This window comes from Protofrankia sp. BMG5.30 (genome assembly GCF_001983005.1).
GTDB classification, from domain to species: domain Bacteria; phylum Actinomycetota; class Actinomycetes; order Frankiales; family Frankiaceae; genus Protofrankia; species Protofrankia coriariae.
In genome coordinates, this window is record NZ_MOME01000026.1 from 17,415 (window position 1) to 41,400 (window position 23,986).

The following is a 23,986-nucleotide window of genomic DNA, read 5'->3' on the forward strand; positions in this document are numbered from 1 at the left end:
GGTCAGTTCCCCGTCCCGAACGAGAGGCCGAAGCGGACGTCCCCGTCGACGAAGTCCCGGATCTCGTGGACATCGTGGCGGATCATCGCGGCGCGTTCCAGGCCCATCCCGAACGCGAAGCCGCTGTAGCGGGCCGGGTCGACCCCGCAGGCGACCAGCACGTTCGGGTCGACCATCCCGCAGCCCCCGACCTCGATCCAGCCCTCGTCGGAGCACACCCGGCACGGCTGGCGGGCCGGCTCGCCCCGGCAGGCGAAGCAGGTGACGTCGAGCTCGGCCGACGGCTCGGTGAACGGGAAGTAGGACGGCCGCAGCCGGGTGGCCAGCCCCGAGCCGAACAGCGCCTGGGCGAAGGCCTCCAGCGTCCCGCGCAGGTCGKCCATGGTGATGCCCTCGTCCACCGCCAGGCCCTCGAGCTGGCCGAACACCGGCGAGTGCGTGGCGTCGATCGCGTCGTTACGGTACGTCCGCCCCGGGCAGACCACGTACACCGGCAGCGGACGGGACAGCAGGGTGCGGATCTGCACCGGCGAGGTGTGTGTGCGCAGCAGCAGCCCGCTGCCCACCGGGTCGACGTAGAGGGTGTCGTGCGAGCTGCGGGCCGGATGGTCCGGGCCGAGGTTCAGCGCCTCGAAGTTGAACCAGTCGTGCTCGACCTCCGGCCCCTCGGCCACCTCGTAGCCCATCGCCACGAACACGTCCACCAGATGGTCGGACAGGGTGGACAGCGGATGGCGGGCCCCGCCCGGCCGGCGGGTGCCGGGCAGGGTGACGTCGACGCGCTCCTCGACGAGCACGCGGGCGTCCCGCTCGGCGGTCAGCTCGGCCAGCCGGGCCTCGTAGGCCGCGCGGACGGCGGCGGCGGCGGCGTTGTGCCGGCGTCCGGCCTCGGCCCGTTCGGACTGGGGCAGGGCGCCGAGCGCGCGGCGGGCGAGCGCCAGGGGTGCGCCCCGGCCGTCGAGGTGCAGGGTCCGCAGCGCGGCGAGCTCGTCGAGGTCGCCCGCGGTGGCGATCGCGGCGGACGCCTGGACGCGCACCTCCTCGAGCCGGTCGGGGTCGAGCGCGCCGGGATCCACCGGCGCCGGGTCGCCACGCTGCGAGCTGGGACGCTGCGAGCCGGGGCTGCCCGGCTCCGTGCGCTTCGAGGCGGCACCCTTCGAGGCGGCACCCTCCGAGGCGGCACCCTCCGAGACGGCACCGTCCGAGGCCGCGCCGCTCGAGGCGGCACGAGTCGAGCCGGGACGGTCCGCGCCCGGACGATCCGGGCCGGTGTGCTCCGGAGCGGTGCGTCTGGAGTTGGAGTCGCCTCCGGCGCTCGCTGCCGAGGGGTCGGGCACGTCCGACCGGTGTGGGTCGGCGCTCTGTGTGGACGGGGRCACGCTGGTCATCCTCGTTGATGGTGTTGCTCGTCGATGGCGGTTGTCCGCCGGCGGTGTGTTCTGCGTCTGTGTCACGGGTGTCTGTGTTACGGGTGTTGTGTCCGGGTCCGGGGCCGTCGGTGGTGCCGGTTGGGACCCGCACCGGTTCCCCGCCACGGTATGGGAAGTCCGCCCGCCGCGGGCAGGCCGCCAGGCCGGTCCAGGCCGCTCGTCGAGCCGGTGCTCCTTGGCCGGGGTGGATGTCGCTCGGCCGAAGCGAGTGGAGCCTGCCCGGGGAAGGATGATCCCTGGCCCGGTGTGCTCGGCACGACCGACCAGGCCCGGGTCGGGGCGCCCGCCGGGTGGTCACCGCTTCTCGCGTCCGGGTCGGACGACCGTCCGTCCGGATCGGACCGGCCCCGCCGCCGGGGCGTCCCCGCCACCGGGCTGGCGGCGGACCGGACGGGCCGGCGGGCCGGGACGGTCAGGCGAAGACCGGCGCCCCGGCGGGCACCACGAATCGAAACTCCGCGCCGCCGCCGGGCGCCCGGCCGACCGTGATGCTCCCGCCGTGGGCCTCGATGAGCGCCCGGGCGATGTAGAGCCCGAGGCCGGTGCCGTTCCCGCGGGTGGCCCCGCGCCAGAACTTCGTGAAGACCCGGGACGCGCTCGCCTCGGGCACGCCGTCGCCCTCGTCGGCCACGGTGACCTCGGCTCCGCTCGGGGTGCCGCGCATGACGATGGTGACGGTGCCGGCGCCGTGCCGCAGGGCATTGTCCACCAGGTTGTGCAGCACCTGTTCGATCTTGTCGGAGTCGAGCCACATCTCGGGCAGCTCGCCCTCGGTGCGGACCACGAACCGGTCGTGGGTGGCCTCACCCGCCGCGACCTTGCCGTCGACGACCCGGCGCAGGGTCTGCCCGAGGTCCACGATCTGCTTGCGCATCTGGATCCGGCCGGAGTCGATACGCGAGACGTCGAGCACCTCCGCGAGCAGCCGGGTCACCCGGTCCGCATCGGTGTTGACGGTGTTGAGCATCAGCTTCTTCTGCTCTTCGGTGAAACGGTCCCACTTCGCCAGCAGGGTGGCGGTGAAGCCCTTGACGCTCGTCAGCGGCGAGCGCAGCTCGTGGGCGACAGTCGAGACCAGGTCGGCGCGATTGCGCTCCATGCGCTCCCGGCTGGCGGTGTCCCGCAGGGACAACGAGACGTGCGCCAACTGCCCGTCCACCCGGACATAACGAACAGTGACATTGAGGTCGTGCTCGTCACCCTGGCGGGCCAGGGTGAGGCGGCGTTCGGGCTGACCGGTCACCCTCGGCAGGCTGCGGGTGACCCGCGAGCACTCCCACCAGTCGTTGCCCCGCTCGTCCAGCAACGGCAGGACTTCGGTGAGGTGCTGGCCCGGGGTCGTGGCGGCGGACACACCGGTAATCCTGGCGGCGGCCGCGTTGAACACCTCGATCCGGCCCTCGCGGTCCACGATCACGATCCCGTCCGGGAGATCGTCCCAGTTCATCGGCAGCACGGGTGGCGGCTGGGCGGTGGCGGCCTCGCGGCGGGCCACCCCGTCCGCCCGCGGACCGGGGGCGGGCAGCGCATCCCCGTCGACCTCTGGCCTGCGGGCCTGGTCGGGAGCCGACGTGACCGTGTGCGTCACAGCCGTTCACCTCCCCCGACGCCTGCCGCGCCGGATCCGAGCCTCGCCCGTGCGCGCGCTGACGCGTACAGGCAGATCGCCGTGGCCACCGCAAGATTCAGCGACTCGGCCTGACCGTACACCGGTACCCGAAGTACCGCGTCCGCGGACACTACGGTAGCGCGCGGCAAACCTCGTGCCTCGTTACCGAACAGCCATCCGGTGGGTGTGTCCAACTCCCCCGCGTCATGCGCGGTGTCGATGTCCCGCGGTGCGGAGGGAGTAGTCGCCACGATACGACAACCGTGCTCCCGGATCTGTCGTATGGCGTCAGCCACGCCGATGTCGGTGACGACCGGCAGGTGGAAGATGCTGCCCGCGGACGCGCGGACCGCCTTCCCGCCGAACGGGTCCACCGACGCCCCGGCGAAGATCACCGCGTCCGCGCCGGCGGCGTCCGCCGACCGCACGATCGTCCCCGCGTTGCCCGGATCCTGGGTGTCGACGCAGATCGCCACGAGGCGGGGCGTGTCAAGGTCCGCGATACGGTGGCGTGGCTGCTCGGCCAGGGCGACCACCCCCTGCGGGGTCACGGTCTCCGACAGGGACGCCACCGCCTCGTCCGAGACGACCCGCACCGGTATGCCCGCCGTGCCGACGAGTTCCCCGTACCGGCCGGCCGCGGACGAGCCGACGAATATCTCCCGCAGCGCCCCGGCCGCGAGCCCGGCGGCGACGGCCTGCGGCCCTTCGACCAGAAACTCCCCCCGGACACGCCGAACCGCCGGACGGCGCAGGCGCCGCGCGGCGAGCACCCGCGCCGAACGCGGGCCAACGGGCGGGTCCGAAGCCACCGAGGGACGCGGGACCGAGGTGTGCGGGACAGCGCCGTCCGGCAACCCCCTCAGGCTGCCTGGGGCTGCTGCGCGGTCGCCGGCAGGGCGGCTCGCGCCACTTCGACCAGCGCGGTGAACGCCGCCGGGTCCGTCACCGCGAGATCGGAGAGGATCTTGCGGTCCACCTCCACGCCGGCCAGGCGCAGTCCCTGGACGAACCGGTTGTAGGTCAGCCCGTTCTGCCGGGCCGCGGCGTTGATCCGAGTGATCCACAACTGGCGGAAATCGCCCTTGCGGGCCCGCCGGTCGCGGTAGGAGTAGGTCATCGAGTGCAGGACCTGCTCCTTGGCCTTGCGGTACAACCGGGAGCGCTGGCCCCGGTACCCRCTGGCCTGCTCCAGAACCGTCCGGCGCTTCTTCTGGGCGTTGACCGCCCGCTTGACCCTTGCCATGAGCTGGAGAACTCTCTTTCGGTCGTGGCTGTCAACACCGCGTCGCACGGCGCTGTGCCTGCACAACACCGGTCGCGCGACACCGGTCACACAACGCTGTGCGACACAGCGCTGTGCGACATGACGCTGGTCATACGGCACCGCGTCGCACAGTGCCAGGTCGCGCAACACCGCGTCGCACGGCACCGGGTGGCGCGGCTCCCAGTTGGTGGGAGCGGCCGGCCAGCGGGCCGGAGACAGCATGAGCGTATTCTTCGCGCCGCCGGAGGCCCGCGCCTCCCCCGAGGGGATCAGGGGCCGCCGAGGGCCGGCGAGGTCAGCGTGCCAGCAGCTTCTTGATGCGTCCCTCGTCCGCCGGGCTGAGCCTCACCTCGTTGTCCAGCCGCCTGGTGCGCCGGCTGGACTTGTGCTCCAGCAGATGGTTGCGGTTCGCCCGGCGGCGCACCACCTTGCCGGAACCGGTGATCCGGAACCGCTTGGCCGCGCCGGTGTGGGTCTTCGTCTTGGGCATCTGGGAAATCCTGTAATCGAGCAGTGATTGATCTTTAACTGATCTGTGGCTGAGCGCGCTGAACGGTCGGGTCGTCGGCTGTCGGTCGTCGCCGGTCAGACCCGGGCGGCCGGTTCTGGCGCACGCTGGGGCCGGGAGCCCTTGTGCGGAGCCATCACCATGGTCATGTTCCGGCCGTCCTGCTTGGGCTGGGCCTCGACATAGCCGAGATCCGCGACGTCCGTGGACAACCGCTGCAGCAGCCGGATGCCCAGTTCGGGCCGGGACTGCTCACGGCCACGGAACATGATCGTTATTTTGACCTTGTCTCCGGCCCGCAGGAACCGCACCACGTGGCCCTTCTTGGTCTCGTAGTCGTGCGGATCGATCTTCGGTCGGAGTTTCATCTCCTTGATGACCGTCTGGACCTGGTTCTTACGAGCCTCGCGACGCTTCTGGTCGGACTCGTACTTGAACTTCCCGTAGTCCATGAGCTTGCAGACCGGCGGCCGGGCCGTCGGCGCGACCTCGACGAGATCAAGATCGGCCTCCTGGGCGAGCCGCATCGCCTCGGCGATGGCGACAATGCCGATCTGCTCGCCTTCAGGGCCGACGAGGCGCACCTCGGGCACCCTGATCCGGTCGTTGATGCGGGACTCTGCGCTGATGTGGTTCCCTCCGTGACTCGACGCGCGGACACGACCTGCCGCTGCGGAGCCCTGCGCCCGGTTGACCCGGACACCCGACCGACACGCCGTCATACAACGGCTCGGCCGACCGGCGACCCGGCCGTTGCACTGGCAACAACATCCTGCGCCAGTAACGACATCGGGTGGGAGGCAAGCCTCCGCTTGGCCTTGTTACGGGACCGAGCCGTTAGGGGGCAGAGTCCGGGTAACAAGCGGTCGACCGACAGCGTAGCAGAACGAGCTGGATGCGACGATCACTTGACCATGGGAGGCCAGCCCCCACCGGTCGGCCGATCGTCACGCGGACGTGAACCTCGCCACATGCGCGCGGGCCCACCGACGTCGGCCGATGCCGCTGGCCGGCGCCCCGTTCACACGGCTGCGAGCCACCGCAGCAGGTCGCCGTCGATGGTGGCCATGACCGGGCCGGCGATGTCGAGCACGATGGCGCGATGGCCCGCCCGGACCGCCTCCGCGCCGAGCAGACGCCCCGGGACGGGCACCGGCCGAGCCGCCCGCCGCCACCGGGCCAGGGTGTCGACACTGCTGAAGGCCGGGATCGCGGTCGCGCCGGACGGCACCCGCAACGTCACCAGGACCATCTCGGAGGTCTTCTCCGCCCCGGTGTCGCCGTCGGCCTCCACCAGGCGCGCCTCGATCGCGACGAAGACCCGCGCACCGGCCAGCGCGGCGGCCACCGTCGGCTCGTCCCGGCTGGCGAGAGCGGCCCGCAACATCTCGTCGGCACCGCCCCGGTCGCCCTGGCCGGAGGGGGTCAGCAGCTCCCGCTTCACCGCTCGACCTTACGCATCGCCGCCCGCTCCCGGCGCGCGTCTCCCGCGCACACCCCCGGCGCCCGCGGTCGCGGCCTGTCCCGCGTGCCATGGCGTCCCGATGCCGCTGTCCGCTTCGGGCGGCCCCGCTTCGGGCGGCCCGGTCCGTCCGCCCTCCGGGTGAAGGTCAGCAGATGCCGGGGTCCACCGCGGCGGCGAGCTCACCGAAGGCGGCCCGGGTACGGCGCCGCAGGCCCGACCAGGCCACCGCCCGGCCACCGGCCAGCACGGGGTCGAACGGGACGACGACGATGGTGTGGCCGCGCTCCGCCAGCCGCGCGAGACGGCGGCGCGCGCGGCCGGACCACCGCGTCGGGCCGGTCTCCACCACCGCGATCGTCACGGAGCCGGCCAGCTCACCCCGGCCGCTGCCGGCAAGCCCGTCCAGCGCGTCGTCCACGGCCGACAGCGCCACAGCACTGGCACGCACGGTTAGCACCAGGGCGTCGGCCCGGGCCAGCAGCGCCGCCGGCAACGGGCGGCTCCAGCCCGGCGGGCTGTCGACCAGCGCCACCTCGTACCACTCCCCGACGGCGTCGAGCGCACGGCCGACCTCCTCGACCCGCCCGGCATCCTCGACGCCCCCGGCATCCCCGGCGGGGCGCCCGTCGACGTCCGCGCCGGACGCCCCCATCATGACGTCAGGACCCGTCGATGCCGGGCCCGCCAGACCCACCAGCCCCACCGGCCCCGCCGAGCCCAGCGGCCCCGTCGACACCAGCGGGCCTGCCGGGCCCGTCGCACCGGCGCCGGGGGCGAACCGGCGGATCTCGGGTAACGACGCAGGCAACCCGCTCGCGGCGCGGGCGAGCTCTCCCCGCCCAGGCCCCCGGCCTGTTCCCCGGCCGGCTGGGGGGCCCAGCCGGGCGGCGAGCGCCCCAGGCTGTTCGGGCGACACATCCACCGCGATGATCCGGTCACGGCGGGACGCCACGAGCGCCATCGCGATGCCGGCCGTCACCGTCGTACGTCCACAACCGCCCTCGAGCCCGCCGACGTGCACCCACTGGCACCGGGTCGCGACCATGTCGAGAGCACTGCCGAGGCCACTGCCGAGACCACCGTCGAGGCCACCGTGCCCGGCGGTCAGATGACCCGTCGCGGTGGCACGGGCCTGCGGCAGGCCCGCGGAGACAGGGGCGACACCGGCCCGGAACTCCCCCACGTCCGGAGTCCAGCCCGGCCCGTCCGGCGCCCGCACCGGTGGACGGCCGGCGGCGGCCGGCGCCTCGAGCCCTCCCAGGCCGTCCGTACCCCCTGTACCTGGCCGGATCCCGGCTCCGCCGGCCCCGGCAACACCGTCTCCAGCGGCTTCGGATCCGGCCTGGCCGGGCTCGCCGCCGGCTCCGATGACACCGGCACCAGCGATCCCGGATCTGACGACGACAGCCCCGGCGCCGCCGACAGCCCCGGTGCCGCCGCCCCCGGGGACAGCGGCACCACGTGCGGGGACATCGGAGACAGGGGCTTCGGAGACGGGAACTCCGGCAACGCCGGAGTTCGGGGCACCAGTGTCCGGGGCGGTAGCCCCGCGGACGCTGGATCCGGTGACGTCAGGCCCGGTGCGGCCGCCTTCAGCAACACCAGGCTCAGGAATGCCGGCCCCGGAGACACCGGATCCGGGGATACCGGATCCGGTGTCTCCGGGGCCGGTGTGGCTTCGCTCGCCGCCGCGGGCGGCTGGCCGGGTCTCCCCGCGGGTGGGGCGCGACGGCGTCCGCCTGCCGGCGTCGGCCCGCGTCCCGCCAGGACGTGCTGGCGCACCGTCCCCACGACCACCGGGGCGCGGGCGGCTGGCCCGGCGGCTGACGGTCGCGTCGCGCTCACCTTCCAGGTCGGGCATGCGCAGGCCGAGCAGGGAAACCGGCCTGGCGTCGCCAAGATCCGCTACAGGAGGCATCCCGGACCGGACGTCCTGGATATCGGCCCGGCTGTCGGCGTCCTCGCGGACGCCCCGGAGCCCGTCAGGATCCCCGTACCCGCCCGGCTGGCGCGCGGCATCCGACCCGTGGCCGTCCTCGTCACGCCTTCGCGCGGTCGTCACCGCTCACCACCGCCTCCCCCTCCCGTGGTGGGCCGCACCGGCACCGGCACCGGCCGGAATCGCCCACGAGACGCGACAGCCCCAAATCCGCCGATCCGGGCCACCACGACCACGGTATGCGCCGGCCGTTACGGATACGAGTCTCCTCGACAAGGAACAGTTACATCCTCGGCCCGAACCACCGGAACCACCCGATCTCCCCACCAACGCCAGTAAACAATCCGCCCATGGACACCCAACACGCGGGTCGACATCGGGCCGGAATCCGAGATCGCCCTGTGCCAGGCCGCCGCCTGCCAGATCACCGCCTGCCAGATCACCGCGGCCGGTCCCATCTCGCCCTGGATCAGGCCGATCTCCAGAACCACCCACGCCGCTCACACCCGCCCGCTCGGGACACGGATCCGGATCGGGGCACGGATCCGGCTCGACAAGGACCGATGCCGCTCCCACCCCGTTCACACACACCTCACCCGGAGTGGGCGAAACACCCTGTCAGCCGCTGTCCGGCCAGGAACGACGTTCTGCCCGGGCGGAACGGCCACCGGCCGCGGTGACGGCGTCGGAGCCCTTGTCGAGCGCGAATTTCCATACTTACTGATCGTGTGTTCCGGCCGCTCGTGGCCGGAGTGCCCGAGCAACRGTGTAACACCAACCACCAGCGAGCCGTTTCCGCAGGTGGAGGCCCCGTCATCGGCGGTTACCGGAAGATCCTCTGACAATCCCGCCGGCGATTCCCGCGGCGGGGCGGGGTGTCCGTCTCCCTGTACCGCCTGTCGCRCTGTACCGAGCCTGTCGCGGCTGCCCTGGCGCGGTATGGCCGGACCCCTGACAGGTCGGCGGGCGCGGCACCGGTCGGTATGCGGTGCGGCGGACCGCGGCGTCCAGGCATCCCCGCGGCTCACCGCATCCACATCCACCGCACATGCCGCGCACCGGGGACCTCAGAGGATTCCGAAACGCACGAAGGATGTGAATTCAGTGCTGTCACAGCAGCACTGAATTCACATCCTTGCGCCAATGGGCTGCCGCGTACCGCTTCTCCGGTCGCGGTCACCTGCTGGGAAGGGCGGTTTCCTCGCTGGTTGGTCCGGTGGCCGGCTGGGTGGGGGCTGGGGCCGTGGCGGTACTGGGGGCCGTGGCGGTAGTGGGGGCTGGGGCCGTGGCGGCGGTGGGCGGGCTCGCGGTTCGGCGTGGGAGGAACGCGCTCGCGGTCAGGATGACGGCGACGGTGACGAGGGCGAACCAGTAGACGCCGTGGAAGCCCGCCGTCCCGTCCCCGTCGCCGGGGCCGACGGTCGTCAGGATGAGGGTGACGACGGCGATGCCGATCGCCGCGCCGAGCTGGTTGAGGATGTAGAGCACCGAGCTGCCCTGGGGCACCGACGCCGGGGGCAGGGTCCGGTAGAGCGATCCCATGGTCGGCGCGCCGACGAAGCTCAGCCCGGCGCCGACGACGAAGGCGGCGAGCGCGGGCCACACCTCGCTGGTGTGCCCGCCGACCCGGGTGAACGCCAGCTCGCCGAGGGCCGTGACGACCGCTCCGCCCCGGACGAGGGCGCGGGCGCCGAGCCGGTCGGACAGCCGTCCGGACAGCGGCATGGCGATGACCGCGGCAACGGCGAAGGGGGCGACCAGCAGCCCGGACGCGAGCGTGCCCCGCCCGTGCTGCTGCTGGTAGTAGAGCGGCAGGACGAAGAGGTTCGCGAACATCGTCAGGCCGACCAGCGTCATGATGGCGACGCTCGCGGCGAACCCGGGGTTGGCGAACAGCCGCAGGTCGATCAGTGGTGGCGTACGGCGCGGCGACGGCGCCCGCAGCGCGTGCAGTCCGTACCCGGCGAGCAGTGCCACGGCCGCGGCGAGGGGGATGAGCACCTGCCAGGCGGCGACGGTGGTGCGCTCGGCGGCCTGGGTCAGRCCCAGCACGACGGCCGCGAACCCGGGCCCGATCAGGGCGACGCCGACGATGTCGAGGCGGGCGGGGCGCTGCGCGGTTCGCGGCGGGTCGGGCGGTATCGCCCGGGCGGCGCCGACCAGCGCCACGATCCCGATGGGCAGGTTGATCAGGAACATCCACCGCCAGGAGAAGTTGGCCAGGACGACCCCGCCGACGATCAGCCCGAGCACCGGCCCGGTCGAGAGCACCATGCCCATCAGGCCCATGACCCGCCCGGCCCGGCGAGGGCCCGCGGCGCGGGCCAGCAGGGTCAGCACCAGCGGGTCGAGAACGCCGGCCGCCAGGCCCTGGGCGACCCGGAAGACGATCAGACTGGCGATGTTCCAGGCGAGTCCGGAGGCAAGGGACGCGGCCAGGAACGCGACGAGGGCGGCCAGCCACAGCCGCCGGGCACCGAACCGGTCCACGGCCCACGTGGTGATCGGGATGGCGACGGTGAGGGCCAGCAGGTAGCCGGTGGAGACCCAGCCGATCGTGCTCAGCGACGTGTGGAACCCGGTGGCGAGGGTGTCGACGCCGACGGCGACCACCGACCCGTCCAGGATCCCCATGATCCCGCCGAGCAGAACCACGGCGATCAGCCGTCGGAGTGGGGGGTCGAACCGGTCCTGCTCCTGGAACGCGTCCGCCATAGTGCCCTCCGGTGAGCATCATCGTGCACGTGTGAGTGCACTTTACAGCACCATGACGTTTTCAACGTTGCGACTGTACCGGGGATGGAAGGAGGGCAACCGGTACCGTGAGGCCATGAGCGGGACCGTGAACGGCGGCCGGCCGGCCGGCGGGCAGACGGCCGGCCGGCGAACAACCAGCGGACGGTCGGGCGGCGCGACCGAGGCGCCGGCAACCGGGCATGCGCGGCCGGCAGCCGCCGACGCCACCGCACCGATCGCTCCGGCCGCTCCGGCCGCTCAGTCCGTTCCAACCACCGCCGCCACCGCCGCCACCGCTGGGGCCGCTGCGGCTCTGCCGGCTACCGCGGACCGGCCGTCCGGCGGCAGACGTAGGCGTGTCGACAGGCGGGCGGCCATTCTCGGCACCGCGTTCACGGTCTTCGCCCGGGAGGGATACGCCCAGGCGACCCTGGACGTCATCGCGGCCGAGGCCCGGGTCGCCAAGCACACGATCTACAACCACTTCGGCGACAAGCAGGCCCTGCTGCGCGCGTCCATCGCCGCCGAGGCCGACAGTGCGCTGGCGAAGAACCTGGCCGCGGTCGACCGGCTACGCGACCTCGACAGCGACGTCCGCACCGCCCTGGAGGACGTCGGCTACCACCTGATCCAGTGTTTCTGCGACGAGCGGGGCTGGGCGCTGCGGCGGCTGCTGTACGCCGAGATCAACCAGTTCCCCGACCTGCTCGACATCATCCAGGGGCGGGCGACGAACCCGGTCACCGAGGCGCTCGCCGACCGGCTGGCCCGGCTGGCGCTGGCCGGCCGGTTGCGGGCGGGGGACCCGGCGGCGGCGGCGGAACAGCTCGCCGCCCTGCTGACCGGCTCGCTGGAGGGACGGACCCGGTTCGGCACCCGGGCCATCTCCGACGACGAGATGTGGGCTGTCGCGCGGGCCGCGGTCGACACCTTCCTGCACGCCTTCGGCACCCGGGCGACGGACCCCACCTGAAGATCCCCCGGCTCGCGCATCCGGAAGATCGTGCGCCCGAGAAGGACCCGCGCGAACGGCCGGCGCGCCGCCATCGGCACACCGGGGCCGCCGTTTCCGGGCCGAGTTGTTGTTCCACGTCGTTGTTCCACACCGCGCTGCCGGCCGATTTCAGCCTGGACGACTTTCAGCCTGGACGACACCGACCCGTCGGTCGGAACGACAGACCAGCCGCGACCGATCTGGAAGAGCGCGCCACAGGGCGTGTCTGATGGATGTTGGTCGATGTGGCCGGCTGGACGCCGCCCGCGCGATCGAACATCCGTCAGGCACGCCCTGACCCGAGGCTAACCGTGGCGGAGGTCCCGTAGGACGGTTGCGGTTTCCAGGGCGGCGAAGGTGGCCTCGCGGCCCTTGTCCTCCGCCGAGGTGGGCAGGCCCGCACGGTCGAGCGCCTGCTCGACCGTGTCGCAGGTCAGCACGCCGAAACCCACCGGGACCCCGGTGTCCAGGGCGACTTCGGTCAGCCCCTGCGTCACCGACTGGCAGACGTAGTCGAAGTGCGGGGTGCCACCGCGGATCACCACACCCAGCGCCACCACCGCGTCGTGGCGGGCGGCCAGCGCCGCCGCCACGATCGGCAGTTCGACCGCGCCGGGCACCCGGACCAGCAGCGGGGAGGCGACCCCGGCGTCCTTGGCCGCCCGCAGCGCGCCGTCGACGAGGGCGTCGGTGATCTCGGCGTGCCAACGGGTCGCCACGATGGCCAGCCGCAGGCCGGCGCCGTCCGGGATCGACGGCGCCGGCGCGCCCTGACCGCTCATGCCGTCTCACCCTGGCACATGTCCGCCATCAGCAGTTCCTCGTCCGTCACCGCCGACTCCGCCTCCGTCGCACGGACCGGGTGCGCGCCCGCGCTCCCGACGCTCGTGCCCCCGACGCAGTGCAGCGGGACGTCGGCGCGGACTCCCGCGACCTTCGGCCCTGCCTGCACGGCCTGCACGGCTGGCACGGCCGGCACGGCCGGCAGTTTCGGCAGGCCCGGCAGGTCGTGTCCCATCCGGTCCCGCTTGGTGGTGAGGTAGCGCAGGTTCTCCGGGGTGAAGTTCACCGGCAGCCCGACCCGTTCGACGACCTCCAGGCCGTAGCCCTCCAGCCCGGCCCGCTTGGTCGGGTTGTTCGTCAGCAGCCGCATCGTCCGGATGCCGAGGTCGACGAGGATCTGGGCGCCGGTGCCGTAGTCGCGCGCGTCCGCGGGCAGGCCGAGGGCGAGGTTGGCGTCCACGGTGTCGTGCCCGGCGTCCTGCATCTGGTAGGCCCGCAGCTTGTGGATGAGGCCGACGCCGCGGCCCTCGTGCCCCCGCATGTAGAGGACCACGCCCCGGCCCTCCTGGGCGATCATGCGCAGGGCGGCGTCGAGCTGCGTCCCGCAGTCGCAGCGGCGGGAGCCGAAGACGTCGCCGGTGAGGCATTCGCTGTGCACCCGCACCAGGACGTCACAGCCGTCCCCGATGTCCCCCTTGACCAGCGCGACGTGCTCCACGTCCTCGATGACGCCGCGGTAGCCGAAGGCGCGGAACTCGCCGTAGCCGGTGGGGATCCTGGTGTCGGCGACCTGTTCGACGTGGTGTTCGCTGCGCCGCCGGTACGCCACCAGGTCGGCGATGGAGATCAGCAGCAGCCCGTGCTCCTCGGCGAACTGTGTCAGCTCCGGCAGCCGGGCCATGCTGCCGTCGTCGTTGACGATCTCGCAGATGGCTCCGGCGGGACGCAGCCCGGCGAGCCTGGCCAGGTCCACCGCGGCCTCGGTGTGGCCGGGACGCCGTAACACCCCACCGACCTTCGCGCGCAGCGGGAAGACGTGGCCGGGCTTGGTGATGTCCGCGATGGTGGTCGCCGGGTCGGCGAGCAGCCTGATGGTCAGCGCCCGGTCGGCCGCGGATATGCCGGTCGTCACCCCGGCCCGGGCGTCGACGGAGACGGTGAACGCGGTGCCCATCCGCTCGGTGTTGTGCGGGACCATCTGGTCGAGTTCGAGCCGGTCGAGGTCGGCGCCGTCCATCGGCACGCAGACCACCCCGGACGTATAACGGATCATGAAGGCCAGCAGCTCCGGGGTGGCCTTCTCCGCCGCGAAGATCAGGTCGCCTTCGTTCTCGCGGTCGGCGTCGTCGACGACGACGACCGGCCGGCCGGCGGCGATCTGCGCGACCGCCTCGTCGATCGAGGCGAAACGCGTATCACCGACTGGCAGATTTTTGATCATGACAGTTGYCCGCTCCCGCTGTGGATGACGGGGGTGCTGGACGAGCCGGCACCGGCCGCCTCCCCCGCGACGACAAGCTTCTCGACGTATTTCGCCAGCACGTCGACTTCGAGATTGACCCGCTCCCCCACCCCTCGCCGACCGAGGGTCGTCGCCTGCAACGTCGTCGGGATCAGACTCACCGTGAACGTGGCGGGCGTCGTCGCGTCCGCCGGGGTGATCTCGACGACCGTCAGGCTGACACCGTCGACGGTGATGGATCCCTTCTCGACGAGATAGCGCTCCAGGCCCGGCGGCAGGCTGATGCGCACGATCTCCCACTGGGTGTCCGGGCCGAACGTGACGGGATCGCCTCCCGTCGCCGCCGCGTCACCGGAGGCCGCTGTGGATGCCGTCGTGAAGGCCGTCGTGGAGGCCACGGTGGAGGCCACTGCGGAGGCCGTCGTTGTGGTAGATGCCGTTGAGGTGGTCGTGGAGGTGCTGGAGCGGCGTTCGAGGACCACGCCGACGCCGTCCACGTGCCCCTGCACGAGATGCCCGCCGAGGCGGTCGGYCAGGCGCACGGGGCGCTCCAGGTTGACCCGGTCACCGGCGCGCAGCCCGCCCAGGGACGAGCGGTCGAGCGTCTCCTGCATGACGTCGGCGGCGAACGCCTGCCCCTCGCCGTGGGGAAACCAGCTGGTGACGGTCAGACAGACCCCGTTGACCGCGATGGACGCGCCCTCGCTGACGTCCTCGAGCACCTTTGTGGCGTCAATGATCAGTCGGGCGGCAGCCGGCCGCGGCTCGATGGCCGCGACCACGCCGAGTTCCTCGACGATGCCGGTGAACATTCCTGATGTGCCCTCTCGTCCCGGCGCCACGTCCGAGACAGAGGCGATCACGCGGGACGCATCCGGCGCACAGACGCCGGACGGGCCGTCGGCAGGCCTGGGGCCGTCGAACAGCACACGCCCGCGCGCGTCCTCCCATCCGGACTTTCACCGTCGGTCCCGGAATTCCACCGGATCAGCCGTCCGCTGGCTGCGGACGGGTCGCGGACTGTCACCGCCGGTTCGGATTTTCACCGACCCCGGAGCGCGCGTGCTGCTAACTACCTGACCAAGTCTGGCACATGCGGACGGCACAGGTGCAAGAAAGCTCACGTGATACCGGACGGCAGCACACCCATCACTCTTCGTCCATCTTCGCGCGTCCAGCCGCGGACAACCAGCCCCGTACATCCGCTTTTATACGTATTTGCCACCAGGACGATTACGCTTGGACGGTTTATATAAGTGTTCCATATGAGCGACGTCACATGAACGGCATCGTGTGAGAAACGTCATGCGGAAAACGCCACGCGAATGATGATCATGTGAGCAGATGGGCGTTGACCGCCCGGACCGCCGCGGCCAGGGACGGCACCTCGACAACGTCGAGGCCGGCGCGCCGCATGATCTCCGCGCCTTCACAGTCGACGAACACCTCGGGTTCACGCCAGGCGAAGACCACCCGGCGAATCCCCGCCTCGATGATCAGCTCCGTGCAGGTCCGGGGGCGTGACGCCCGGGCGCTGCACGGCTCCAGCGAGCTGTAGAGCGTCAGCGAGCCGGCCGGGACCGGCGGGCCGTCCTGGGCACGTTGCGCAAGTCTGCGCAACGCGACCTCCTCAGCGTGGTCACGCGGGTCGAGCTCGCGCGAGTAACCGGCCGTCAGCACCCGCGCGGACGCGTCCGCCGCCGGGCCCGCGGACCGGTCGACGACGACCGCGCCCACCGAGAACGCACTCGGTGACGGCGGGCACCGCCGGGAGATCTCGACCGCCATCCGCAGCCACCGCTCGTCCGCACCGGCCGCCGTCTCGGGACCGGCCGCCGCTTCGGGACCGGCCCTCTCCGCGCCCGCCGGACCACCGCTCTCCGCGCTCGCCGGACCGTCGCCAGCCGGTTCCTGGCGTCCCGGGCCCGCTCGGCCGTCCGCCGCCACCGCCCGGTCAGCCCTTCTCGGGGACCGGCGCCACCAGCCGGGGGGAAGCGGCCAGCGCCTGCCCGCGCAGCGCCTCCAGCGCCGCGGCCGGGTCGGCGGCACCGTAGACGGCGGTGCCGGCGACGAAGACGTCCACCCCGGCCCGTGCCGCCCGTTCGATGGTCTCGGCGTTGACCCCGCCGTCGATCTGCAGCCACAGGTCGAGCCCCCGGTCGTCCAGCAGCCGCCGGGCCGCCTCGATCTTCGGCAGGACCTCGTCCATGAACTTCTGGCCGCCGAACCCGGGCTCGATGGTCATCAGCAGCAGCAGGTCGAAACGGTGCAGGTCGTCGACGTAACGCTCGACGGGGGTGGCCGGTTTGACCGCGAGCCCGGTGCGTGCGCCGGCAGCCCGGATGGCGTCGGTCGTGCGGGGCAGGTCGCGGACGGCCTCGGCATGGATGGTCACGTTCGCCGCGCCCCGCTCTGCGTAGCCGGCGGCCCAGCGGTCCGGATCGTCGATCATCAGATGGCAGTCGAGCGGGATGGTGGTGACCGTGCGCAGGGCGGTCACCGTGTCCGGCGCGAACGCCAGGTTGGGGACGAAGTGGTAGTCCATGACATCGACGTGCAGCCAGTCGGCGTGGCCCTCGACCGCACGCGCGGCGTCGGCGACCCGCCCGAAATCGGCGGCCAGCAGGCTCGGGTAGATCTGCGCGGTTGCCACACCCGCGAGCGTATCGACCCACCAGCGGCCCACCACCGCCCCGTCCGCCCCTGTGGCGATCACCCAAACCCACCGTCACAACGCGCCACTCCTCCACGCCGGAGCGGYGGTACCCGCGAACGGAGCCATGACGTCAAAAACACGGGGTGAGGAGGGACGAAAACCACGTCACCGCTCCGTTCGCGGACTCTTCCACCTGCCGGACGATCGGCGTGGGCACGGATCGGTGGCTGTTCGGGGATGTGCTACAGATCTTGAATGGTCGGAATCCGAAGTCCGTCCGATCGCACCTGGCGTGCCTACGTGCCGCCAGGCGGCGGGTCTGTGCCGGGGGCGTGAGATATCCGGCCGGATGGTGGTGGCTTATCCCGGCGGCGCGTGCCCGCCGGGAGACGGTGCGGGTACAGGCCGCGGGGCTGTTCGGCCGCGGGTGTCGGCCCGGTGGAGGTTGGCCGGGCGGCTGCGGGTGAACACGAGCCATGCCTACCAGGGGCGGTGGCGTGCCGGCGGGGAGGCGGCGCTGGCGTCGCGGAGGCCGAGTGGGGCGGCCTGCCGGCTCACCAACCGTCAGCTGGACCAATCGTCAGCTGGACCGGCCGTGTGCGGAGCCGGCCCGGCGCCAGGGCGCCGCACACGCCGCGCCGAACAGGACCCCGCCCGCCCCGCCGCGCGCGGCGGGGCCCCGCATCCCTCCGGTCAGCACACCACCGGCGCGTCGGAGCGGCCGTCCGTTCGGCGCGTCGGCGGATCGATTCTTATGGCAAAAGACAGCAAATCTTACGACTTGCGCCCAATGCCGCCCGCGACCAGCCGGACCGCGAGCGGGTACGGCTTGGCGACCGGCTCGGTGGGACGCCACAAGGGGTTGTAGACCACGCCTGGCTCGATGAGCTCCAGCCCGTCGAAGTAGGAGGTGATCTCCTCGATCGAGCGGAAGCGCCCCCTCGTCAGCTCGTTGAGAAGCACCTGCTCGATGGGCTTGGTCTCCTCGCCGTGGTCGACGAAGTGGGTGAGGAACAGGTGGCTACCCGACACCGTCCGGTCGACGTATGCGCGGACCAGACCAGCCGGGTTCTCGTTGTCGTGGACGTGGTGGACGACTGCGAGCATCAGGAGCCCGACCGGCTTCGACAGGTCGATCAGCGCGGTCACGTCCGGGTTGTTCAGCACCTCGTCGGGACGTCTGAAGTCCGCGGTGACGACCGTGGTGTTCCTGTTCTCGGCCAGCAGCGCCCGGCCGTGCGCCAGCACGATGGGGTCGATGTCGACGTAGGCGACCTTCGACTCGGGCGCAATTCGCTGGGCGACCTGGTGGGTGTTCTCGGCGGCCGGYAGACCCGAGCCGAGGTCGATGAACTGGCGGACGCCCTGCTCCACCATGAACTCGACGCCCCGCCGGAGCGCCTGCCGGTTGTACTGGGCGGCGGTCTTGCCGTCCGGGATCACCTGGATGAGCTGGTCGTGGACAGCGCGGTCAGCCGGGAAATTGTCCTTCCCGTCGAGCAGCGCGTCATAAACCCGGGCGATGCTCGGCACCGAGATATCGACCCTGGCCTCGATCCAGGTCGAGACGAACACCCCGTCGCGTACGTTCAGTGATACCGGCTCTGGTGTGCCGTGCTGGCTCTCGCTGTCAGACAACGCTCCCCCTCTCGACCAAGGCGGGTCACCGCCGCAACCGGCACCCCGGTGCCAAGAGAAGCGGAAGTGACATAACGCGTCAGATCTTAGAGAAGCCGGCTCGCCGGCAGAGTCGAGACCGCCCTCTGAGCCCCACCTTCTGCCCTGGCTCCTACCTCGATGCCCGTCGGCGGAGTGAGGACCGCCGCATCCCTCGCAGCGATCGCCGAGGGCATCGGCGCGTTTCCCGGTCGTGACCCGGCCTCGCCACTACGCCGGGCCGCCGAAGTTTGTTCTTCGGTTGATTTCTTTGAGGTTTTTCAAGGCATGTTGACGCGCGTCGGGATTGCCGCAGACTTTGAACGGCCGGGGCCTGTCCGGCTTCTGCGGTTCCGGATCCATGCTCCGGCCGACCTGGCCGAGTAAGTCGATGACGAGGTCGAGTCGGTACTTGGATGCGTTTGATCAGGGTCTTGACCCGGACCCCGACCATTCAAGATCCGCAATCAGTACCAACCGGTACGGTGCCGCCGAACAGGCGGTGGCTTGCAGCCGCGTCGTACACCGTTCTCGACCGGGCCGACCGGGCCGACCGGCAGGCCGATGAGACCGCGGCGGACGCACGATGTGACCGCGGCGCCCGTCTCGCCGTCCAACGTTCGGTCAGGTGAACGTCCGCGGGCATACCGCCCAGATAATCCTGACGCACGACACCATCACGGCACGGGCGACAAGGCCTCCATCGCACACTGCCGACACCGGCCCCGGTCATCACTCCACGTCGCCGGTGTGCGCGGGGTGCTGTCCGTCAGCCCATCACACGCGGCCAGTACCGAGCTGGCTCCAGCCGACGCGGGACGGCCGGGATCACGGCGCGGGCCACGCAGCGGCCGTCACCGCCGGAGAAGACGGGACGGCGAGACGGCTGGATGGCGAGACGGTGAGATGGCGGGGAGATGGGCGCGCCCGTTGGGGGCGGACAGACCCGGAAGGGGTGAAGGCGCTGGTCACAGGTCTGCCAGGGACGCCTGAAGGGAACTTTCGTACCGGAACAGAAGCACACAGCGTGGACGTGACTACTCTGCGTCCACAGTTCCGGGTGGAGAAAGGATACCGAATAGTGCATGTCATCCCACATGGCCCGGTCGCGTCACGACGCCGGCCGGCCACGATCCTGACGACGCTGGTGACCACCGCCGCGCTGGCGGTCGGGCTGTCGCTGGCGGCCACACCCGCGCGGGCCCAGACCCCCACCCAACCGCAGATCCCAACCCTTACCCCGACGTCGCCCTCCGCGCAGAGCCCCACCCAKAGCCCGACGTCGACTCCCACGCAGACCGAGAGCCCCGGGCAGCCCCAGGACCGGGTCCAGAACCTGTGCGGGCAGCCGTCCGCCCCCTGGACCCTGCGGGAGCAGAACGCCGGCCCGGGGGCTCGCGTCGAGATCTGGCAGAACCAGAACACCTTCCAGGTGCGCCTGGCCAACCTGCAGGCCAACGGCAAGACCAACGTGTCCGGGGAGGCCGGCACCGTCAGACGGGGCAACGATCTGGGACAGACGGCGGCGATCGGCGACGCGCCCACCGGTGGTTGGTGCTCCGACACCGCCATCGGCTCCATCTGGGGAGCCCTGAGCTGGAACGTGGACGGCGTCCACTACTGGCGGTCCATCGCCTGCAGCCCCCAGAACTGCGTCAAGGGCCAGGTCTCCTGATCCTGACGACCGTCGCACGACCACCTGCCGGGCCGCGGCGGGACGGGGCCAGCCAGCCTGCTCCCGCCCGCCCCGGCCCCGGCGGGGCGGAGCCAGCCACCCCGAAACCGATCGGATCTCCGGCACACGGACCCGTCCCGAAACCAGGCAAAAATTCATGATCGAATACTGTCGAATGCCGGATCATGAAAGCGAGGGAACGGGCGGTCGCTCCAGCGGCCGTTTCCACCCTCGCTTTCCTGGCCAGGACAGGATGGGCGACCATCCGACCGGTGCTCCAGGCCAGGTCTGGCGGGTGGTGGCCGCCGCGCTGGTGAAGCCGGCGCGGCAGGGCTAGGAACGGCGCAGCAGGGCCAGGAACATCGCGTCGGTGCCGTGCCGGTACGGCCACAGCTGTACGAACGGGCCGTCGCCGAGATCCGGCACCCCGGGCAGGTACTCCCGCGCGTCCAGGACGGACACGCCGACGCCGCGCGCAGCCAGCCGCGTCACGACGTCCGTCACGACCTCGACGGTCTCGGCCGGATGCGGCGAGCAGGTCACATACCCGACCACCCCGCCGGGGCGCACCAGGTCGACGGCGGCGGCCAGCAGCTGCCGTTGCAGGTGGGACAGGGGCGCGACCTGCGCCGGCGTGCGGCGCCAGCGGGCCTCCGGCCGGCGGCGCAGCGCCCCCAGGCCCGTGCAGGGCACGTCGGCGAGCACCCGGTCGGCGCTGCCAGGACGCAGCGGCGCCGCCCGCCCGTCCGCACGTACCACCACCACGTTCGACCGGCCCGCCACCGGGCCGCCCGCCATGCCTTCCGCATCGGCTCCCGGGCTGCCCGCGGCATCTCCCACGGCCGCCGCGTCTCCCACGGCCGCCGCCGGGCCGCTCACGGCGTCGGCGGGATCGGGCGCCGGGGCCGGGCGTGCCACCGCGGCGGCCACCAGCAGGGCCCGGGTGGCCCGCGGCTCCACCGCGACCAGCCTGGTCCGGGGCAGCAGGCCCGCCAGCAGGGCGGTCTTGCCACCCGGCCCGGCGCACAGATCGACGCTCACCCCGGTGTCCGCCCCGACCGTGGCCACCCGCGACAGCGCGGCCACGACCAGCTGGCTGCCCTCGTCCTGCACGCCGGCCTGGCCGGCCAGGACCGCCGGCAGCCGCCCCGGATCCCCGCCGGCCAGCCGGACCGCGTACGGCGACCACGGGCCGGGCTCGGCGGCCAGGCCGGCGTCCCGGGCCGCCCGCAGCAGCCCGTCCCGGTCGATCAGGCCAGGACGGGCGACCAGATGGGTGCTGGGACGCTCGTCGTCGGCCGCCAGCGCGGCGCGGGTCCGCGCCAGGTCGCCGCCGAGGGCGGCGGCGAACGTCTCGACCACCCAGCGGGGATGCGCGGTGACCGTCGCCAGATGGCCGACCGGGTCGTCGTCGTAGCCGGGTGCGGCCAGCAGCACCGCGAGATCGCCGTCGGTGGCCTCCACCCGGGCGGCGAGGCGGCGCAGCACCGCGTTGGCGAACCGCACCGGCCGTTCACCGCTGGTCCGGCGGACCAGGTCGACGGTCGAGTCGACCGCGGCCCGCGCCGGCACCCGGGTGTGCAGCAGCTGGTAGGCGCCCAGCCGCAACGCGTCCCGCACCGGCGGGTCCACCTCGTCCAGCGGGCGGTTGGCGACCGTGGCGAGCAGCCCGTCCAGGACACCCAGGGCGCGCAGGGTGCCGTAGGTCAGCTCGGTGGCGAAACCCCGGTCGCGGGCGGACAGCTGGCGGCCGGCCAGCAGCGCCGGCAGCAGCAGGTTCGCGTAGGCGCCACGCTCGTCGACGGCCCGCAGGACCTCCCAGGCGAGCAGCCGGGCGGGATCGGCCCGGGACGCCGGCGGCCGGGCCCGCTGCCGTGCCCGCGTGCCCCCGGCGGGGGCCGGACTCATGTGAACCTCTCGCCGGCGGCGATGCGGGCTCCCCGCGCCCACGCGTCGGCGGCCATCGTGGGACGGCCCTCGGGACGGACCTCGTCGAGCAGCACGACCCCGCCGCCGGTCCCCACCGCGATCCGGCCGTGACCGCCGACGGCGATCTGCCCAGAAGCAAGATCTTCGACGCCGAGGGGTGCGGCACTGTCCCCACCGGCGGCGCCTGTCCCGCCATCGCCCTTGCCCGCCGCCACGGCTGCCGCCACGGCCGTCGTCTCCGTGACGGTGACGGGACGCACCGGGCCGATCTTGATCCGGTGGCCGCGGAACGTCGTCCAGGCGCCAGGCGCCGGAGCGGCCGCCCGGACCAGCCGATCGACTCGGTAGGCCGGCGCGGACCAGTCGATCCGCACGTCGGCGACGTCGAGCTTCGGCGCGATCGACACCCCCTCGGCGGGCTGCGGCCGGGCCCGCAGCGATCCGTCGGCGATCCCGTCCAGGACCGCGACGAGCAGCTGGGAGCCGGCATCGGCCAGCCGGGCCAGCAGGTCACCGGCGGTGTCGTGGGGGCCGACGGGCTCGGTCAGCGTCCCGTACACCGGGCCGCTGTCGAGGGCCTCCTCGATCTGGAAGACCGACGCGCCCGTCACGTCGTCACCGGCCAGCAGGGCGCGCTGCACCGGCGCGGCGCCGCGCCAGGCGGGCAGCAGGGAGAAGTGCAGGTTGACCCAGCCGTGCCGGGGGATGTCCAGGGCGGCCCGGGGCAGCAGCGCGCCGTAGGCCACCACCGGGCAGCAGTCCGGGGCGATCTCGGTGAGCCGGGCGAGGAAGTCGGGGTCACGGGGCTTCTGTGGGGTCAGCACCTCCACGCCCCGCTCCTCGGCGAGCGTCCGCACCGGCGAGTGCGCGACCTTCCGGCCGCGCCCGGCCGGCCGGTCGGGACGGGTCACGACCGCGACGACGTCGTGGCGGGACGAGTCGAGCAGCGCCCGCAGGCTCGGCAGCGCCACCGCCGGGGTACCGGCGAACACCACCCGCATCAGCGGCCACCCGACCAGGTCGCTCCCACGGAACCTACGGAACCCGTGGATTCCGCGGAATCCACGGACGGGGACAGGGACAGGAAAGTGCGCACGGTCCAACGCTAGCCGCGTCCCGCGCGTGCGCGGTCCAGCGGGTCGTGTTCCGCGGAACAGTCGCCGGCCGGGCCCGGTGTCCGGACCAACCGCTCACCGGGGCGCCGACAGGAGCGCCGGTGCCGGGAACGTCGTCCGGGAAAGCAGGTCAGCGGGCGCGGCCGAACAGCGGATGCGGGGACACCTTCACCGCCGGCGGAGCCTGCCCGGCCCACTCCGCCTCGCGGATGGCCTTCATGGCCGCCTTCTTCGTCTCCGGGTCCAGCCGGTCGATGAACAACACCCCGTCGAGATGGTCGGTCTCATGCTGGACGCAGYGTGACAGCAGGCCGCTGCCCTCGATCGTGACAGGATCGCCGTGGACGTTCTGGCCGACCGCGATCACCCGCTCCGGCCGCTTCAGCTCGAAGGAGAGGCCGGGCAGGGAGAGGCAGCCCTCCTCACCGTCCATCAGCTCCTCGCTGAACGGCCCGAGGACGGGATTGACCAGGTGCCCCACCTCACCGTCCACGTGGTAGGTGAACACCCGCAGCGACACCCCGAGCTGCGGCGCGGCCAGCCCGACCCCGCCCGCCTCGTGCATGCTCTCGACGAGGTCGGCGACCAGGCGGCGGAGCTCCTTGTCGAAGGTGGTGACCGGTTCGGCCACCGTCCGCAGCACCGGGTCCCCCAACAGTCGGATCTCTCGGACCGTCACTGCCGCCCCTCTTCCCTCGCCCGCGTGCGTCCTGCGCCCGCGTCGTCGTCCCCGAGCCCGCATCATCCCGCGCCCGCAACGTG

Annotated in this window: 21 protein-coding genes and 1 riboswitch; of the genes, 2 read left to right on the plus strand and 19 right to left on the minus strand. The window is 72.4% G+C overall.

All coding sequences use genetic code 11. The features are described from left to right. Positions 1-2 precede the first annotated feature (2 nt). The 10 genes from pheS to BL254_RS15545 form a co-directional block, all read right to left on the minus strand. A complete protein-coding gene (gene pheS / locus BL254_RS15505; RefSeq protein ID WP_076843812.1) occupies positions 3-1,076 on the minus strand; it encodes a phenylalanine--tRNA ligase subunit alpha in 1,074 nt (357 codons plus the stop codon). 766 nt (positions 1,077-1,842) lie between these two features. Then, complete coding sequence (locus tag BL254_RS15510; protein ID WP_052914845.1) at positions 1,843-3,018, minus strand: ATP-binding protein; 1,176 nt, start codon at positions 3,016-3,018, stop codon at positions 1,843-1,845. Further along, positions 3,015-3,851, minus strand: coding sequence for an RNA methyltransferase (locus BL254_RS15515; protein ID WP_047224470.1), 837 nt, complete (start codon positions 3,849-3,851; stop codon positions 3,015-3,017). The genes BL254_RS15510 and BL254_RS15515 overlap by 4 nt, the downstream gene beginning before the upstream one ends. A 50-nt stretch (positions 3,852-3,901) precedes the next feature. Then, a complete protein-coding gene (rplT, locus tag BL254_RS15520; protein WP_047224483.1) occupies positions 3,902-4,285 on the minus strand; it encodes a 50S ribosomal protein L20 in 384 nt (127 codons plus the stop codon). A 316-nt stretch (positions 4,286-4,601) separates the two neighbouring features. Further along, positions 4,602-4,796, minus strand: coding sequence for a 50S ribosomal protein L35 (gene rpmI, locus BL254_RS15525; protein ID WP_047224469.1), 195 nt, complete (start codon positions 4,794-4,796; stop codon positions 4,602-4,604). A 95-nt stretch (positions 4,797-4,891) separates the two neighbouring features. Continuing rightward, positions 4,892-5,536 carry a translation initiation factor IF-3 gene (gene infC / locus BL254_RS15530; RefSeq protein WP_013874487.1) on the minus strand — a complete coding sequence of 215 codons (645 nt, stop codon included), beginning with the start codon at positions 5,534-5,536 and terminating at the stop codon, positions 4,892-4,894. Positions 5,537-5,835: 299 nt separating this feature from the next. After that, positions 5,836-6,258, minus strand: a complete 423-nt coding sequence (locus BL254_RS15535) for an SseB family protein (protein ID WP_047224468.1) — start codon at positions 6,256-6,258, stop codon at positions 5,836-5,838. Between the two features lie 166 nt (positions 6,259-6,424). Then, positions 6,425-8,341 carry a hypothetical protein gene (locus BL254_RS15540; RefSeq protein ID WP_076843748.1) on the minus strand — a complete coding sequence of 639 codons (1,917 nt, stop codon included), beginning with the start codon at positions 8,339-8,341 and terminating at the stop codon, positions 6,425-6,427. Positions 8,342-8,469: 128 nt separating this feature from the next. Beyond that, the gene (locus tag BL254_RS27185; RefSeq protein WP_157180582.1) at positions 8,470-8,709 is read right to left on the minus strand and encodes a hypothetical protein; all 240 of its coding nucleotides are present in this window, start codon (positions 8,707-8,709) and stop codon (positions 8,470-8,472) included. Between the two features lie 685 nt (positions 8,710-9,394). Then, the gene (locus tag BL254_RS15545; protein WP_047224467.1) at positions 9,395-10,933 is read right to left on the minus strand and encodes a DHA2 family efflux MFS transporter permease subunit; all 1,539 of its coding nucleotides are present in this window, start codon (positions 10,931-10,933) and stop codon (positions 9,395-9,397) included. A gap of 334 nt (positions 10,934-11,267) precedes the next feature. On the opposite strand from BL254_RS15545, the gene BL254_RS15550 reads away from it, so the two are divergent. Then, entirely contained in the window at positions 11,268-11,927 is a 660-nt protein-coding gene (locus tag BL254_RS15550; protein WP_047224481.1) for a TetR/AcrR family transcriptional regulator, read from the plus strand. Between the two features lie 326 nt (positions 11,928-12,253). Here BL254_RS15550 and ribH read toward each other — a convergent pair whose 3' ends face one another. The 6 genes from ribH to BL254_RS15580 all read right to left on the minus strand — a co-directional run bounded on the left by ribH (position 12,254) and on the right by BL254_RS15580 (position 18,487). Next, positions 12,254-12,730, minus strand: coding sequence for a 6,7-dimethyl-8-ribityllumazine synthase (gene ribH, locus BL254_RS15555; protein ID WP_076843750.1), 477 nt, complete (start codon positions 12,728-12,730; stop codon positions 12,254-12,256). Continuing rightward, positions 12,727-14,172: a bifunctional 3,4-dihydroxy-2-butanone-4-phosphate synthase/GTP cyclohydrolase II gene (locus BL254_RS15560; RefSeq protein WP_076843752.1), complete on the minus strand. Its 1,446-nt coding sequence runs from the start codon at positions 14,170-14,172 to the stop codon at positions 12,727-12,729. Before BL254_RS15560 ends, ribH begins: the two co-directional genes overlap by 4 nt. Continuing rightward, positions 14,169-15,005, minus strand: a complete 837-nt coding sequence (locus BL254_RS15565; protein WP_076843815.1) for a riboflavin synthase — start codon at positions 15,003-15,005, stop codon at positions 14,169-14,171. The genes BL254_RS15560 and BL254_RS15565 overlap by 4 nt, the downstream gene beginning before the upstream one ends. 123 nt (positions 15,006-15,128) lie before the next feature. Next, positions 15,129-15,257, minus strand: a riboswitch (FMN riboswitch). A gap of 268 nt (positions 15,258-15,525) precedes the next feature. Beyond that, positions 15,526-15,987: a dCMP deaminase gene (locus BL254_RS15570; RefSeq protein WP_076843817.1), complete on the minus strand. Its 462-nt coding sequence runs from the start codon at positions 15,985-15,987 to the stop codon at positions 15,526-15,528. 160 nt (positions 15,988-16,147) lie between these two features. Continuing rightward, positions 16,148-16,846: a ribulose-phosphate 3-epimerase gene (rpe, locus tag BL254_RS15575; RefSeq protein ID WP_047224479.1), complete on the minus strand. Its 699-nt coding sequence runs from the start codon at positions 16,844-16,846 to the stop codon at positions 16,148-16,150. 777 nt (positions 16,847-17,623) lie between these two features. Next, a complete protein-coding gene (locus BL254_RS15580) occupies positions 17,624-18,487 on the minus strand; it encodes an SAM-dependent methyltransferase (protein ID WP_052914843.1) in 864 nt (287 codons plus the stop codon). Between the two features lie 1,099 nt (positions 18,488-19,586). On the opposite strand from BL254_RS15580, the gene BL254_RS15585 reads away from it, so the two are divergent. After that, the gene (locus BL254_RS15585) at positions 19,587-20,180 is read left to right on the plus strand and encodes a hypothetical protein (RefSeq protein WP_076843754.1); all 594 of its coding nucleotides are present in this window, start codon (positions 19,587-19,589) and stop codon (positions 20,178-20,180) included. Positions 20,181-20,513: 333 nt separating this feature from the next. On the opposite strand, the gene BL254_RS15590 is transcribed toward BL254_RS15585, so the two are convergent. The 3 genes from BL254_RS15590 to def all read right to left on the minus strand — a co-directional run bounded on the left by BL254_RS15590 (position 20,514) and on the right by def (position 23,903). After that, a complete protein-coding gene (locus BL254_RS15590) occupies positions 20,514-22,088 on the minus strand; it encodes an RsmB/NOP family class I SAM-dependent RNA methyltransferase (RefSeq protein WP_076843756.1) in 1,575 nt (524 codons plus the stop codon). After that, positions 22,085-23,110 (minus strand): methionyl-tRNA formyltransferase, encoded by a 1,026-nt coding sequence (gene fmt, locus BL254_RS15595; protein WP_076843758.1) that lies wholly within the window; start codon positions 23,108-23,110, stop codon positions 22,085-22,087. Before fmt ends, BL254_RS15590 begins: the two co-directional genes overlap by 4 nt. 244 nt (positions 23,111-23,354) lie before the next feature. Then, positions 23,355-23,903 (minus strand): peptide deformylase, encoded by a 549-nt coding sequence (gene def / locus BL254_RS15600; protein WP_076843760.1) that lies wholly within the window; start codon positions 23,901-23,903, stop codon positions 23,355-23,357. Between the last annotated feature and the right edge of the window lie 83 nt (positions 23,904-23,986).

Coding starts and splice junctions, on each gene's coding strand:
- fmt (WP_076843758.1), bottom strand. CDS start 23,110: ATGCGGGTGGTGTTCGCCGGTACCCCGGCGGTGGCGCTGCCGAGCCTG.
- ribH (WP_076843750.1), bottom strand. CDS start 12,730: ATGAGCGGTCAGGGCGCGCCGGCGCCGTCGATCCCGGACGGCGCCGGC.
- BL254_RS15560 (WP_076843752.1), bottom strand. CDS start 14,172: ATGATCAAAAATCTGCCAGTCGGTGATACGCGTTTCGCCTCGATCGAC.
- rpmI (WP_047224469.1), bottom strand. CDS start 4,796: ATGCCCAAGACGAAGACCCACACCGGCGCGGCCAAGCGGTTCCGGATC.
- BL254_RS15590 (WP_076843756.1), bottom strand. CDS start 22,088: ATGAGTCCGGCCCCCGCCGGGGGCACGCGGGCACGGCAGCGGGCCCGG.
- infC (WP_013874487.1), bottom strand. CDS start 5,536: ATGACGGCGTGTCGGTCGGGTGTCCGGGTCAACCGGGCGCAGGGCTCC.